The organism is Zhenhengia yiwuensis (assembly GCF_014384995.1).
In the GTDB taxonomy this organism is placed as follows: Bacteria; Bacillota; Clostridia; order Lachnospirales; family Cellulosilyticaceae; genus Zhenhengia; species Zhenhengia yiwuensis.
The window spans coordinates 1-14,391 of the sequence record NZ_JACRSY010000028.1 but is presented as its reverse complement, the minus strand read 5'-3'; the positions used below and the strand labels follow the sequence as shown (position 1 = coordinate 14,391).

The window sequence follows — 14,391 nt, the reverse complement described above, 5'->3', positions numbered from 1 at the left end:
AGCCTCCTTATTAGATTTTTCTTAATTGTATCAAATGATGTAATTATATTCAATAAGACCGTTTAAAAGTATAGAAAAATGACAAAAATACAGGATAGAATTCTTGTAATCATCGTCTTTTTCTTGTAAACTGTATGATAGTATATGACAGATAGGAGACCTAATTAAAATGTACGAATTACTAAAAGTAGAAGGACGCGCGAAACGTGGTAGATTCCATACTGTGCATGGAACAATTGAAACACCTGTATTCATGAATGTAGCAACAGTAGCTGCCATTAAAGGGGCATTAAGCGCGGATGACCTTCATAATATTAATACACAAGTAGCTTTATCCAATACGTACCACTTGCATTTAAGACCTGGTGACAAGGTGATTAAAGAGCTTGGTGGTCTTCATAAGTTCATGGTTTGGGACAAGCCGATTCTTACAGATTCAGGTGGGTTCCAAGTATTTTCTTTAGCGGCTATGCGTAAGATTAAAGAAGAAGGCGTGTACTTCTCATCTCATATTGATGGACGCAAAATTTTTATGGGACCAGAAGAGAGTATGCAAATTCAGTCAAACATTGCTTCAACAATTGCTATGGCCTTTGATGAATGTCCACCAGCACTTGCTGATAGGGAATATATTATTCCTTCCGTAGAACGTACTACAAGATGGCTTAAACGTTGTATGGCAGAAATGAATCGTTTAAACAGCCTAGAGGATACAATTAATAAAAAACAAATGCTCTTTGGTATTAACCAAGGTGGTATTTTACCAGATATACGTATTGAACATGCTAAAGTTATTCGTGAGTTTGACCTTCCAGGTTATGCTGTAGGTGGACTTGCAGTAGGTGAGAGCCATGAAGATATGTACAATGTATTAGAGGCAGTTGTACCCTACTTACCACAAAATAAACCAACTTATTTAATGGGTGTTGGTACACCAGAAAATATTTTAGAAGCTGTTGATCGCGGGATTGATTTCTTTGACTGCGTGCTTCCAGCACGTAACGGACGTCATGGGCATGTTTATACAAACCACGGTAAGATAAATCTTTTCAATCAAAAATTCGAAAAAGATATGAGTCCAATTAGTGAAGAGTGTGGATGTCCAACCTGTCAGAAATATAGTAGAGCATATATCAGACACCTTCTTAAAGCAAAAGAGATGCTTGGTATGAGACTTTGTGTTATTCACAACCTTTACTATTTCAACAACTTAATGACTGAAATTCGAGATGCATTAGACAAAGGTGAATTTGCTAAATACAAGAAAATGCGTCTAGAAGGATATAAACAAAATAACAATTAATGGAGGAGACTATTATGGCACCAACAGCTTCAACAGGCGGAATGCTTATGTCAACAGTACTTTATCTTGGATTTTTCTTCGTAATTATGTACTTCTTAATCATTCGTCCACAAAAGAAAAGAGACAAACAAGTTGCAGACATGCAAAGCTCTATTAAAGTAGGCGATGAAGTTTTATTAAACACAGGAATTTATGGTAAAGTTGTAGACATTATCAACGACTTATTTATCATTGAACTTGGTCTTAACAAAAGTGTTCGTATTCCAGTTAAACAAGTAGCGGTAGCGGCAGTAGCAGCACCAAACCTTACTATCGCAAAAGCATCTGAACCAGTAGATGATGAAGATGAATACGAAGATGATGAATATGAAGATGGTGAATACGAAGACGAGGATGAGGAATAATCATCCTCGTCTTTTTATTAAGGAGGATAGAGATGTTAGAGAACAATAGAATGGTACAAGCATCTTATGAAGGGAATAAGCCCAGCTTAGCTTCTATTATTATGATGCCTTTTTTATTTACGCTAACATTATCTATAGGTAATGTACTAAGCGAACTCATAGGCTCATTATTGTTTAATAATCTAGAAGAGAGCTTATTTAGGATATATATGCAGTATTTTCAATATGCAGTATCTTTTGCATTAGCAGGAGCCATTGTAGTACTATTCATGTGCAAAGTACAAGGAAAAAACTGGAGAAGTATAGGCTTATTTAAAGAGAAAGCGGTAGTAAGTTATTTTAAAGGAGCAGGTATAGCCTTTTTAGGAATAGTAGCGATTATTAGCTTTTTACAATTTAAAGGAGAACTTACGATTAGCCCTATTCAAATTAATAGAGGCGTTCACTTATTTGGTATTATTTTAATCATTTTAATAGCTTGGATTATTCAAGGGGCGGCAGAAGAACTGTTTCTAAGGGGCTTTATGTTTCAGGCTATTACAGCACGCTATGATGTTTATAAAGGGATTATTATACCAGCTATTGTTTTTGCACTTCTACACTTAGGCAATAATGGTATTAATGCCATTAGTTTAATTAACATTCTATTATGTGGTTTAGCCCTTATGTTGATAGTATTAAAAGATGGTAATCTATGGGGAGCCTTTGGGTTCCATACGGCATGGAATTTATTACAAGGGAATGTATTTGGGATTTCTATAAGTGGTAATATGATGGACGTAAGTCTCTTTAAGACAGTTATACAAGCGGATACAATTTGGTCAGGAGGAGCCTTTGGACTTGAAGGGAGCCTACTTACTACTTTATTTTTTATCCTTGCTAGTCTGGTGTTAGTAAGACAATTAAGTAAACATAATAGATAAAGATTTCTTTATAAAAAGTTCTTAATTTATTAGACAGTGCGTCATAGTTTGTTAAAATATCCAAGGCATAATAATACGTGAAGAGAAGATATGTAGCAGAAATCTTCCCTAACAATCGACGCTACATACTCACTCTAAATTAAAATCTCCCCATATTATTATCCCTTTTTCAGTTTGTATAAAAATATAAACGGAAGCAAGAAAGGCGCCCTCCCCAAGGCGCCTTTTTTGGTTTTTAAATGGGGAATAAGTAAGGCTATTAAATACATACTATATTCTTTATTTTTGTAAGAAAGATCTTAAAGTAATTTATCGAAAAATATTAGGGCATTTCGAAATAAAAAACAGAAAATTGTAAACTTATAGATTAAAAAGGAATAGTATATAGTGTTAGTATATAATAAGAGAGGGGTTTATCAATGAGAAAAGATTGTTATTATGATGACTACGATTATGATTACGAAAGTAGAAATTGTTGCTCTCAAGTGAAAGATGTTGATATCCGACTTACTAGATTAGAACAGCGACAAGAACAATTCCAAGCTCAAGTTCAAGCTCAGTTACAAGAAATGGAACAAAGGCAAGAACAATTCCAGGCTCAAGTTCAAGCTCAACTTCAGGCCCAAGCCCAACTTCAAGCTCAACTTCAGGCACAATTACAAGCAGTTGAGCAGAATCAAGCTCAGCTCCAAGCTCAACTCAATGCTCAGGCCCAACTACAAGCTCAGCTTCAGGCACAATTACAAGCAGTTGAGCAGAATCAAGCTCAGCTACAAGCTCAACTCAATGCTCAGGCCCAACTTCAAGCCCAGCTTCAGAACCAATTACAAGCAGTTGAGCAGAATCAAGCTCAGCTACAAGCTCAACTCAATGCCCAGGCTCAACTTCAGGCACAACTTACGGCTCAGGCTCAAGCTCAGCTTCAGGGGCAAGCAACTTCACAAAATGATACAGAAAGAACTAGTATAAATACCCCAAGTACTAGCACAGTAGATAATAGATTTACAATTCGTATTAATGTTGGTGGTTCAAAATCTAATGCAGACCCTGATACCGATGTAACTCCTGTGCAAGTAGGGATACCGGTTCAAGTATCCGAAACGAGTGTGAAACAGGAGCAGGAGAAATAAGAACAGGTGGTACAGCTGAACAAGGTAAAGATAAAAGTCTGATCTAGTAAAATTTTGATAATCTAGTTAATGACACAAATATAAGAAGAAGTATATAAGAATTGTATAAAATATAAACAGAAGAAATCAAGGCGCCTCCCTAAGGCGCCTTTTTTGGTGTGTGTAAATAGCAGATTTAACATAGATTTAACATAAGCCAAATATGTTTTGAACATTAGGGTTCTATCCTATGCTTGTAAATTAAATAAGGGGGCAATAAAAAATGAAAAATAAATTATTTAGAATATTAGGTATAACAGTACTCGGAATGGCAATGTTAACAGGATGTGCATCAGGTGCAGGTAATGCAGCTGCAAATGCGGGCAACGCAGCAGACGGATCAGCTCCTGCAAAAACAGAAAGCAGCAAAATTGTAGCAGTTGGTTCTACGACAGTAGCAGTGCCAATGGAAGAGTTAGCAAATAAATATAAAGAAATTGAGCCGAATGTAGTTGTTGAAGTACAAGGTGTAGGTTCATCAGCAGGTGTTAAAGCGGCAGCAGATGGGACTGCAGATATAGGTATGGTTTCACGTGAACTTAAAGATTCAGAGCAAAGTGATGACCTTGAAGTAACAACAATTGCATACGATGGTATTGCTATAGTAGTTAACCCAGCAAATGGCGTAGAAAACTTAACAAGTGAACAAGTTAAAGGTATCTTTGAAGGTACAATTACTAACTGGAGTGAAGTTGGTGGTGCTGATGCAGATATCATCGTTGTAACACGTGAAGATGGTTCAGGTACACGTAGTGCATTTGAAGAAATTCTCGGTCTTCAACAAGAAATCGATGGTAAAAAAGTATCTTCAATCTCTCAAGGTGCACTTGTAGCAGAAGGTAATGGTACAATCAAAGCAACAGTAGCTTCTAAAGAAGGTTCAATTGGTTTCGTATCATTAGGTTTCATTGATGACACAGTTAAAGCAATCAGTGTAAATGATGTTATGCCAACAGTTGAAACAGTTAAAAATGGTGAGTACAGTGTTTCTAGACCACTTCTTGTTATTACACATAAAGATGGTACACAAACAACAAAAGACTTCTTAGAGTTCATCTTAGGTGATGAAGGTCAAGAAATTGTAAGTGAAAAATATATCTCAGTAAAATAAGACCTTTGTAGTAATAGACCTTGCAAAGAGAGAGATAAGGTGATCAAATATGGATAAAGTAATGAAGAAAGTATTCTGGTGTTTTGCAGCACTGACTATGACAGTGGTTGCATTTATGGGAGTCTATATTATAGCTAACGGGCTCCCTTTTTTTAAACATACAAGCTTATGGGCATTTTTAACAGGCAAGAACTGGATGCCATCAGGTGAGATTTTTGGGATATTCCCAATGCTTGTAGCAAGTTTATACGCTACAATAGGCGCTATGGTTATTGCAATCATTGTAGGTGTGAGTACAGCCATCGTTCTAGTGGAGCTCCTACCAGCTAAACTTGCAGCATTATTATCAGCAGCAGTAGATTTGCTGGCTGGTATTCCTTCAGTTATTTATGGTTTCTGGGGACTTATGGTAGTTGTACCACTTATCAATGATCTTTGGGGTGGTAAAGGTGCAGGAAGTAGTTTGCTTGCTGTAATCTTTATTTTAGCCCTTATGGTACTGCCAACTGTTATTCGTATGACAGAAGTAAGTTTAAGGGCTGTACCAAATGAATATAAAGAAGGTGCCCTTGCATTGGGATCAAGTAGACTTCAATATATTTTCAAAGTACAGCTTAAAGCGGCAAGTTCAGGAACACTTGCTGGAATTATTTTAGCCATTGGGCGTGCTCTTGGGGAAACAATGGCAGTTATTTTAGTAGCAGGTAATACAGCGTTACTCCCACAAAGTATTACTGACCCAGTTAGAACGCTTACAGCTAATATTGCTATAGAAATGGGCTATGCATCAGGTGTCCATCAACAGGCACTTTTTGCAACAGGTATGGTTTTATTTGTTCTCATTATTGCTATTAACTTAGCAATGCACATGCTTAATACTCGTACAGAAAGGAGAGAACGCCGTGAAAGCAAAGGAAAAAATACTCTATAGTCTCTTAGGAATTATTGCCTTTTCAACTTTTGGCATGCTGATTTGGATTTTGTCTTATATCTTTATTAAAGGCATTGGAAATGTGGATTTAATAGGCCTTATGCCAGCTATCATTACAACAATATATATGGTTGTAATTGGTTTAGTTATAGCTGTACCAATCGGGATGGGAACAGCCATTTACCTTAATGAATATGCCAAACCATCTAAGTTTGTAAAAGGTATTAGATTTTCAACAGAATGTTTAGCGGCGGTCCCTTCAATTCTATTCGGATTATTCGGCATGATGTTCTTCGTTACACAACTTAAACTTGGTTATTCCATCTTAGCAGGTGGACTTACAGTAGCTCTTATGATACTTCCAACAGTTGTAAAAACAACAGAGGAAGCTTTAAAGACAGTGCCACTTAGTTATAGAGAAGGGTCTCTTGCATTAGGGGCCTCTAAATTTTCAACTATTATGAAAGTTGTTTTACCAAGTGCAGTACCTGGTATTTTAGCAGGAATTGTATTTAGTACAGGGCGTATTATTGGTGAAACGGCTGCAATTTACTTAACAGCAGGTATGGTATTTAGAGTACCAGGAAATGTAATGGAATCAGGTAGAACTTTATCAGTTCACCTTTATATGTTAGCTAAAGAAGGTATTTCATTAGAGCAGGCTTATGGTACAGCTATAGTTTTATTAATGGTAGTACTTGGACTTAACCTATTAACTTATGTGATCGGAAGGAAGATGAAAAATGGCAAATAAAATCATTAAAGCACGTGACTTATCCTTTTACTATGGTGATTTTAAAGCTTTAAAAAACATAAATATAGATGTAGTTAAAAATGAAGTTTTAGCATTTATTGGACCATCAGGATGTGGAAAATCTACTTTTTTACGTATTTTAAATCGTATGAGTGACTTAGTGGAAGGAACAAAAGTAGAAGGTAGCATTACTTATAATGAGCAAGATATTTTCAGTATGGATCCTATTGAACTTAGAAAAGGAGTAGGGATGGTATTCCAAAAACCAAATCCTTTCCCAATGAGTATTTATGATAATATTGCTTACGGACCACGTATGCAAGGTATTAAAAAGAAAGCAGACCTTGATGCTATTGTAGAAGACAGTTTAAAAAAGGCTGCGATTTGGGATGAAGTTAAAGATAAGCTTAAAAAGAATGCTATTAGCCTTTCTGGTGGACAACAGCAACGTATTTGCATTGCAAGAAGTATTGCTATGAATCCAGAAATTTTACTGATGGATGAACCAACTTCTGCACTTGACCCTATTTCAACACTAAAAATAGAAGACCTTATTAATGAACTTAAAAAGCAATATACAATCGTTATTGTTACCCATAATATGCAGCAGGCAGCACGTATTTCTGACCGTACAGCATTCTTCTTATTAGGAGAATTAGTAGAAGTAGGCCCAACAGATAAATTATTTGACCAACCGGAAGATAAACGTACAGAAGACTACATTACTGGAAGATTCGGCTAAGGAGGATTAGGGAGATGTCACCAAGAAGAGTATTTGAAAAAGAATTAGAAGAATTAAGACTCGATGTTATTAAAATGGGCAGTGAAGTTGAAAGACTTGTAGGTGAAGCGATTGAAGCTGTTACGACACAAAACAAAGAACTTGCTCAAAAGATTATTGACAATGATGATAAAATCGATGCTATGGAAATTGAGATTGAAAAGAAATGCATTAGCCTTATTGCACATCAGCAACCTATAGCTAGAGACTTACGCCTTATTATGTGTATTCTAAAAAGTGTAACAGATATGGAGCGTATAGGAGACCACTGTGAGGATATTTGTACATATAGCTTAAAATTAGAAGATGGCACATGGGATAAGGAAGTAGCATATAAACGACATATTGAAAGAATGGCACAAAACGTAAGAAAAATGCTCATTAAAACATTAGATAGTTACGTACAAAAAGATGCAGACCAAATTCGTGAGATTTGTTCCTACGATGACCAAATTGATGAAGAGTTTACAAAAATCTTTAAAGAAATTGTACTTGAAATGAGTAACAAACAAGAGTTTGCACCAAGTGGAGCAGCATACCTTATGATTATTAAATATCTTGAGCGTATTGCTGACCATACTACTAATATTGCAGAATGGCTTATTTATAATTTGACAGGCGAATATAGTAAATAAGAAAAAGAAGGCTTTTATAGTCTTCTTTTTTTGTGGGAAAAATTAACTCATAAAACATAAATAAATATGAAACTTTTTCGAGGAAAAACAACTCTAATAGATAGATAACACATTAGACATAAAAATATGATTAAAATATGGGAGGAATATTAAATGAAATACAAAAAAATATTTATAGGAGTGCTTATGCTTCTAGGTAGTACTATGATGGTTATGTCAGGATGTAGCAGTAAGTCTGAAGAAAAAAATGAAGAGGTACTTACTTATTCAAATTTAGTGGATGAGGAAGGCAAGCAAGAAGTAGAAGAGTATTTGCTTGAGAGGGGAGTACCAGCACAATCTATGAAGGTATTTAGGGATTGGGTTAATGATTACAATGAACATATTAATGCAAAAGAAAACTTAAAAAAAGGATTTCAGACTATTTCCACAGCACAGGCAGACTACAAAGAAATAGATTTTGAACCACGTGAGAATGAAGAAGGCATACCATATTCTGAAATAAACTGTAGATTAACTGCTTTTTTACTCTTTAAAGACTTTGTAAGTATTACTCATCCTATAGAAGCAGCAGATAATTATCTAATGTTTGATGTAGAGGCCATGGAGCAATATCCATTAATGGCATTTGATAAAGGGGATGAAAGTAAATTCATAACTTTATTTAATCCTGTAGTTGTAGAAGATACTACAGATAAAGATAAACATATAAAAAGTATTAGTGAAGAATGGCAAAATAGAGGAATTTCCTTTGAAGAAGTAGAAGGAATTTCTCTGCTGAACTTATGGATGCATGATCCTTATGAGCAAAAAAGATTTGTAGGGCATAGTGGTATATTAGTTAGTTTAGAGGAAAGTTTTATATTCATTGAAAAATATTCAGCAAGCAATCCTTTCCAGGTTTCTAAATTTAATGAAAAGCAAGAAGTAATAGATTATCTTTTAAGTAGAGAGGATATCTACGGTGATGATAGTGAGTCAGATATTATCATTACAGAAAATGAGAAAGTCGTTTATTAATAGAAAAATAAAAGAAGCAGACTGCTTATTTCAAGTAGCCTGCTTCTCTTATTTTTATTCTTCAATAGTTGTATCTTCCGTACCAGTAGCATCATCAGAAGTAACATTTTCTGATATGACATCTTCAGTAGCCTCTTCTTCTTGAAGAGCTTCTTCGTTAGGTGTTTCTTCTTTAAGAGATTCACCATCAGCAGTTTCTTCAGTAATAGCTTCAAGAAGAGGTACTTCGTAGGACGTTGTAAGAACAGCATCTTTATTATCTGATAAAGCGATTTTTATAGCGTCCATAAGTATACTGGTAGATGCGGAAATAGTGCTTGTTTCAGGCAAATCAAGAGATTGTGTTGAAGTAACGTAGTCGTTTACAAAAGGAATACTCTCATTAAGGTCTTTGTAAAGAGTTCTTTCTGTTTCATCAAACCCATCTAATGAAATAGATTTGATCTGTTTGTCCTTAACTTCAACAACTAAATCCATGTCTGCATCTGTAAAAGCAATATTCGCTATGTACATACCGTCTTCATAGCTGTCATCTGGTGCAAAGGTTGCAGTAGTATCATCACCTGACAGCATAAATACTGAGAAGGCTACAACTGCAACAGCTAGCATAATAAATGGAATCTTGAGGTCTTGTAATTTGAAGACCAAAAATTTAGGATGAGACATTATTACCCTCCTTTTTAATATATAAGATGTCCTATTACATATATATGGAATAAGGGACAAATATATGTCTTTTAATTAAATGAAATTTATACTATGCACAAGGGGGGAAAATAGCACGTATAGTATTAGTAGAAGGGAAGAAGTTTAGCAGGAGGGGATTCCTATGAGAGCGTCTAGACAATGTTTAAGAAGGTTACATGATGAGCTAAGAGAAGTCATATGCCCAGAGAGAGAGATTAGGGGGATTTTTATCGATGAAAGAACGAAAAAGCATATTAGAAGACGCCATCCTTATACGTATAAACTTTACTTTGATAAGTTAGTGGAGGTGCTTAGGGAACCAGATTATATAGGAATAGATGGGCTTGCAACGGGACGATTTGAATTGGTGAAATGGTACAAAGATCCTTTGCTAGTTGCACTCAAAATAGATGAACAATATAGAATATTTGTTTCAAGTATGTATATTATCGAACCGGGTCGAATTAAGAAACGTATAGAATACGGTACATTAAAAGGTATTGAAATCCATAAGGTTGAGCATAAAAAAATAAATTGCGTGTAGAGATTAAATAGAGAATAAAAGTTAAGGTTTCGAACATTAAATGTAAACGTCTTATAAAATGTTCGAAAAAACTATTGACCTCCTCTTAGTTGTAATGTATGATACAGATATAAGAAATTTACAACGTACTCTATATTACAAGAATAAGAGGGGGATTTATTGTGGAGAAATTTTTTAAACTGAAAGAAAACAAGACCACAGTTAAAACAGAAATTCTAGCTGGTATTACAACCTTTATGACAATGGCCTATATATTAGCTGTTAACCCAGATATATTAAGTGCAGCGGGTATGAATAAACACGGTGTGTTTGTAGCGACTGTACTTGCGTCTGTCATAGCAACAGTAGTAATGGCTTTTGTAGCTAACTATCCATTTGCATTAGCACCAGGTATGGGCCTTAATGCATTCTTTGCTTTCACAGTATGTGGTGTAATGGGATATTCATGGCAGTTTGCATTATTTGCAGTATTTATAGAAGGTATTATCTTTTTAATTCTTACAGCATTCAATGTGCGTGAAGCATTATTCAATGCTATTCCAAGATGTATGAAGTATTCAGTAAGTGCAGGGATTGGTTTATTTATTGCTTTCCTTGGATTCAAAGGAGCAGGTGTTATCGTATCAAATCCAGATACATTTTTAGCACTTGGTGATATGACATCACCACAAGCTGTACTTTGTATGTTAGGTGTAATCCTTATAGTAGTACTTATGAAACGTAATGTAACAGGTGCAGTATTAATTGGTATCGTAGCAACATATCTTTTAGGTATTGTAGCAGAGCTTACAGGATGGTATGTAGTAAATCCTGATGCAGGTGTTTACTCACTTATTCCAAACTTTGCGGGGGCAGAAGGATTATTTGGTGGACTTAGTGAAGTAGCATTCAAATTCCCAGCAATGAGCGAGGTATTTGGAAGTGCGGAAAGCATTCTTACTTTTGCTACTGTAGTATTCTCATTCTTATTTGTAGATTTATTTGATACATTAGGTACACTTATTGGTGTAGCAACAAAAGCTGATTACTTAGATGAAAATGGTCAACTTCCACGCGTTAAACAAGCACTTTTTGCTGATGCAGTAGGGACAACAGCAGGGGCACTTCTTGGAACTTCAACAGTTACGACTTTTGTTGAAAGTAGCGCAGGAGTTATCGCAGGCGGACGTACAGGTCTTACATCACTTTCAACAGCAGTTTGCTTTGGATTAGCACTTTTTGCAGCGCCAATCTTCATTGCTATTCCATCTTTTGCAACAGCGCCAGCACTTATTGTAGTAGGGATTTTAATGCTTGAAAGTATTGTAAAAGTAAACTTTGAAGATATTACTGAAGCATTACCAGCATTCTTAACACTTGCTATGATGCCATTTACAGCAAGTATTTCAGAAGGTATCGTATTTGGTGGTATCTCTTATGTAGCAGTAAAAGTGTTAACAGGTAAAGCTAAAGATGTAAGTATTGTAATGTACATTATGGCACTACTTTTTGTACTTAAACTTATTGCCTAATACAGATTCCATTGTTTTAAACATTTACTATAAGGTTCTTATATGACTGACGGATAAGCAGAATTAACTGCAAGGAGTATAAGAATGTAAGCCGACCGTCTGGGCACTCTACTATTACGGTAGAAGCCTGGACGGTCTTTTTTATTCCATAAAATAGATTATTTTATTATAAAACCTAAAAGGAGAGAGAAAAATGAGAGCATTAATTAGTGTTTCAGACAAAACGGGGATTGTAGAATTTGCGAAAGAACTCATAAGCTTAGGTGTACAAATTATTTCTACAGGGGGAACATATAATACACTTAAAAATGAAGGACTTAATATAATCGGAATTTCAGAAGTAACAGGTTTTCCAGAATGCTTAGATGGTAGGGTAAAAACGCTTCATCCAGCTATTCATGCAGGTATTCTTAACATTCGTGAGAATGAAGAACATCAAAAACAAATGCAGGAACTTGGCCTGTCTAATATTGACCTTGTTGTAGTAAATCTTTATCCATTTAAACAAACAATACTTAAAGAAGACGTTAAATTAGAAGAAGCTATTGAAAATATCGATATCGGTGGACCAACAATGCTTCGTTCAGCAGCTAAAAACAATCATGATGTAAGCGTTATTGTAGACCCAGCAGACTATATTGTTGTTCTTGATGAGCTTAAAGCAAGTGGCAAAGTAAGTACAGATACTAACTTCTACTTAGCAACAAAAGTATTTGAACATACTGCAAACTATGACACAATGATTGCTAATTACTTAAGAGTACAAAGAGGCGATTATAGCTTACCAAATACGCTTACAATGTCTTATGAAAAAGTACAAGATATGCGTTATGGTGAAAATCCTCACCAAGTAGCAGCTTTCTATAAAGAAGTAGGTAAAACAAAAGGTACACTTGCAGATGCTATTCAGCTTAATGGGAAAGAGCTTTCATATAATAATATTAATGATGCAAATGGGGCATTGGAATTACTTCGTGAGTTCAGTGAACCAGCAGTAGTAGCTGTAAAACATGCTAACCCATGTGGTGTAGGTGTAGGGGCTAATGTACTTGAAGCTTACCAAAAAGCTTATGAAGCAGATCCAGTATCAATCTTTGGTGGTATTATTGTAACAAACCAAATTATTGACAAAGAAACAGCACTTGAAATGACTAAGATTTTCTTCGAGATTGTTATTGCGCCAGATTATACTGATGAAGCATTAGAAATATTTAAAACTAAGAAGAACCTTCGTGTCCTTAAACTAGACAATATTACTTACTTCGATCCACATGCACTTACAATGAAAAAAGTAGATGGTGGACTTATCGTACAACAAAAAGATTTAGAACTTTTAGTAGAAGAAGATCTTAAGGTAGTAACAGATCGTGAGCCATCAGAAAAAGAGATGGAAGATTTACGTTTTGCGTGGAAGCTTGTAAAACATGTTAAATCAAATGGTATTGCATTAGCTAAAAATGGAATGTCAGTAGGTCTTGGCGGTGGTCAAACTAACCGTATATGGGCGACAAACCAAGCTATTGAACATGGAATTGAATTCTTAGGAGAAGAAGGTGTAAAAGGTAGTGTTCTTGCATCAGATGCTTTCTTCCCATTTGATGATTGTGTAAAAGCAGCAGCTGCTGCTGGTATTACAGCTATTATTCAACCAGGTGGTTCAATCCGTGATGAAGATTCCATTAAAGCATGTAATGAAGCAGGCATTGCTATGGTCTTTACGGGAATGAGACATTTTAAACATTAAGAAAAAGAACTCCTTAAAGAGAGAAACTTTAAGGAGTTCTTTTTGGAAGATAATTGGTTAAAAATGGGAAAATTATAAAAATATACTTTAATTTTTATTTGATTCATGATAGAATAATCTTAAAGTTGTTTATTTTGTAAGGGGGGAGACCATGGACATTGATGCTAGAATGAATGATATTTCAAATGCTCTAAAAGAGCTTAAAAACTATACAGATATTGAAGGTTTTGTAACAGACTTGGAATATCATGTAGGTCAATTATCCTATTTTTATGATGAGCTCACACCAAAGCAGACGGGTGATCCATCAACTACTTTTTATAGGCCTAAGCATATACCAAAAGTACACCAGATTGCATATTTTAACTTAACAAGGGGATTTCCAAAGGAACTTTATGGTGGGCATTGGTGCTATGTGTTTAAGTATTTTAAGAGTAAGTTTGTAGTAATTCCAACGACATCTGTGAAAGCAGATTCATTACCACCTGACCCAGAATTTCAATTAGATATTGCAGTAAATAACTTTAAGAATGGTATGCTTACAAGACTTCAGCTTAGTGATATGCGCACAGTAGATATACAACGTTTATATTGTGGAAAAGGATTTTATGACGTTATTACAGATAGAGAATATATTGTGCAAAGCGTAAATAAGATGCTATTAGATAAGTAAATAGGGGATAATATAAAAAGATGGATAGGTAGCAGCGATTGATATGCTCCCCTTAAGGTAGACAGTTTAAATAATAAAACTGTGGGCATGGTATGATAAAGTAGACACAAAGTTAAGATAAAATAGTGAAAGGTGGTCTACTTATGAGAAGAAGTTATGATAAACAGTTTAAAATTGCTGCAGTGAAATTAGTTCTTGAAG

15 protein-coding genes and 1 riboswitch are annotated in these 14,391 nt (G+C 35.1%); of the genes, 14 read left to right on the top strand and 1 reads right to left on the bottom strand.

The features are described from left to right. Positions 1-169: 169 nt before the first annotated feature. The 10 genes from tgt to H8718_RS14745 all read left to right on the top strand — a co-directional run bounded on the left by tgt (position 170) and on the right by H8718_RS14745 (position 9,031). Positions 170-1,303: a tRNA guanosine(34) transglycosylase Tgt gene (gene tgt / locus H8718_RS14790; protein ID WP_249333489.1), complete on the top strand. Its 1,134-nt coding sequence runs from the start codon at positions 170-172 to the stop codon at positions 1,301-1,303. A 14-nt stretch (positions 1,304-1,317) separates the two neighbouring features. Continuing rightward, entirely contained in the window at positions 1,318-1,707 is a 390-nt protein-coding gene (yajC, locus tag H8718_RS14785; protein ID WP_249333488.1) for a preprotein translocase subunit YajC, read from the top strand. A gap of 32 nt (positions 1,708-1,739) precedes the next feature. Continuing rightward, positions 1,740-2,630, top strand: coding sequence for a CPBP family intramembrane glutamic endopeptidase (locus H8718_RS14780; protein ID WP_249333487.1), 891 nt, complete (start codon positions 1,740-1,742; stop codon positions 2,628-2,630). Between the two features lie 419 nt (positions 2,631-3,049). Further along, a complete protein-coding gene (locus H8718_RS14775) occupies positions 3,050-3,760 on the top strand; it encodes a hypothetical protein (protein WP_249333486.1) in 711 nt (236 codons plus the stop codon). A 262-nt stretch (positions 3,761-4,022) separates the two neighbouring features. Beyond that, positions 4,023-4,910: a phosphate ABC transporter substrate-binding protein gene (locus H8718_RS14770; RefSeq protein WP_249333485.1), complete on the top strand. Its 888-nt coding sequence runs from the start codon at positions 4,023-4,025 to the stop codon at positions 4,908-4,910. A gap of 49 nt (positions 4,911-4,959) precedes the next feature. Continuing rightward, positions 4,960-5,841: a phosphate ABC transporter permease subunit PstC gene (gene pstC, locus H8718_RS14765; protein ID WP_249333484.1), complete on the top strand. Its 882-nt coding sequence runs from the start codon at positions 4,960-4,962 to the stop codon at positions 5,839-5,841. Further along, the gene (gene pstA / locus H8718_RS14760) at positions 5,813-6,595 is read left to right on the top strand and encodes a phosphate ABC transporter permease PstA (protein ID WP_249333483.1); all 783 of its coding nucleotides are present in this window, start codon (positions 5,813-5,815) and stop codon (positions 6,593-6,595) included. Before pstC ends, pstA begins: the two co-directional genes overlap by 29 nt. Beyond that, on the top strand, positions 6,585-7,337 hold the full coding sequence (gene pstB, locus H8718_RS14755) for a phosphate ABC transporter ATP-binding protein PstB (RefSeq protein ID WP_177668419.1): 753 nt from the start codon (positions 6,585-6,587) through the stop codon (positions 7,335-7,337). The genes pstA and pstB overlap by 11 nt, the downstream gene beginning before the upstream one ends. 14 nt (positions 7,338-7,351) lie before the next feature. After that, complete coding sequence (phoU, locus tag H8718_RS14750; protein ID WP_177668417.1) at positions 7,352-8,011, top strand: phosphate signaling complex protein PhoU; 660 nt, start codon at positions 7,352-7,354, stop codon at positions 8,009-8,011. A gap of 153 nt (positions 8,012-8,164) precedes the next feature. Then, positions 8,165-9,031 carry a DUF4300 family protein gene (locus H8718_RS14745; RefSeq protein WP_249333482.1) on the top strand — a complete coding sequence of 289 codons (867 nt, stop codon included), beginning with the start codon at positions 8,165-8,167 and terminating at the stop codon, positions 9,029-9,031. Positions 9,032-9,085: 54 nt separating this feature from the next. Here H8718_RS14745 and H8718_RS14740 read toward each other — a convergent pair whose 3' ends face one another. Then, on the bottom strand, positions 9,086-9,697 hold the full coding sequence (locus H8718_RS14740) for a hypothetical protein (RefSeq protein WP_177669007.1): 612 nt from the start codon (positions 9,695-9,697) through the stop codon (positions 9,086-9,088). A 163-nt stretch (positions 9,698-9,860) separates the two neighbouring features. On the opposite strand from H8718_RS14740, the gene H8718_RS14735 reads away from it, so the two are divergent. The 4 genes from H8718_RS14735 to H8718_RS14720 all read left to right on the top strand — a co-directional run bounded on the left by H8718_RS14735 (position 9,861) and on the right by H8718_RS14720 (position 14,190). Further along, on the top strand, positions 9,861-10,262 hold the full coding sequence (locus tag H8718_RS14735; RefSeq protein WP_249333481.1) for a PBECR3 domain-containing polyvalent protein: 402 nt from the start codon (positions 9,861-9,863) through the stop codon (positions 10,260-10,262). 158 nt (positions 10,263-10,420) lie between these two features. Beyond that, positions 10,421-11,773 (top strand): NCS2 family permease, encoded by a 1,353-nt coding sequence (locus H8718_RS14730; RefSeq protein WP_249333507.1) that lies wholly within the window; start codon positions 10,421-10,423, stop codon positions 11,771-11,773. 32 nt (positions 11,774-11,805) lie between these two features. After that, positions 11,806-11,885, top strand: a riboswitch (ZMP/ZTP riboswitch). A gap of 81 nt (positions 11,886-11,966) precedes the next feature. After that, positions 11,967-13,517 (top strand): bifunctional phosphoribosylaminoimidazolecarboxamide formyltransferase/IMP cyclohydrolase, encoded by a 1,551-nt coding sequence (gene purH, locus H8718_RS14725; protein WP_249333480.1) that lies wholly within the window; start codon positions 11,967-11,969, stop codon positions 13,515-13,517. A 151-nt stretch (positions 13,518-13,668) separates the two neighbouring features. Further along, a complete protein-coding gene (locus H8718_RS14720) occupies positions 13,669-14,190 on the top strand; it encodes a hypothetical protein (RefSeq protein WP_177669001.1) in 522 nt (173 codons plus the stop codon). Positions 14,191-14,391: the final 201 nt, after the last annotated feature.

Coding starts and splice junctions, on each gene's coding strand:
- H8718_RS14735 (WP_249333481.1), top strand. CDS start 9,861: ATGAGAGCGTCTAGACAATGTTTAAGAAGGTTACATGATGAGCTAAGA.
- phoU (WP_177668417.1), top strand. CDS start 7,352: ATGTCACCAAGAAGAGTATTTGAAAAAGAATTAGAAGAATTAAGACTC.
- purH (WP_249333480.1), top strand. CDS start 11,967: ATGAGAGCATTAATTAGTGTTTCAGACAAAACGGGGATTGTAGAATTT.
- H8718_RS14740 (WP_177669007.1), bottom strand. CDS start 9,697: ATGTCTCATCCTAAATTTTTGGTCTTCAAATTACAAGACCTCAAGATT.
- pstB (WP_177668419.1), top strand. CDS start 6,585: ATGGCAAATAAAATCATTAAAGCACGTGACTTATCCTTTTACTATGGT.
- H8718_RS14780 (WP_249333487.1), top strand. CDS start 1,740: ATGTTAGAGAACAATAGAATGGTACAAGCATCTTATGAAGGGAATAAG.
- tgt (WP_249333489.1), top strand. CDS start 170: ATGTACGAATTACTAAAAGTAGAAGGACGCGCGAAACGTGGTAGATTC.
- yajC (WP_249333488.1), top strand. CDS start 1,318: ATGGCACCAACAGCTTCAACAGGCGGAATGCTTATGTCAACAGTACTT.
- H8718_RS14745 (WP_249333482.1), top strand. CDS start 8,165: ATGAAATACAAAAAAATATTTATAGGAGTGCTTATGCTTCTAGGTAGT.
- pstC (WP_249333484.1), top strand. CDS start 4,960: ATGGATAAAGTAATGAAGAAAGTATTCTGGTGTTTTGCAGCACTGACT.
- H8718_RS14770 (WP_249333485.1), top strand. CDS start 4,023: ATGAAAAATAAATTATTTAGAATATTAGGTATAACAGTACTCGGAATG.
- H8718_RS14775 (WP_249333486.1), top strand. CDS start 3,050: ATGAGAAAAGATTGTTATTATGATGACTACGATTATGATTACGAAAGT.
- H8718_RS14720 (WP_177669001.1), top strand. CDS start 13,669: ATGGACATTGATGCTAGAATGAATGATATTTCAAATGCTCTAAAAGAG.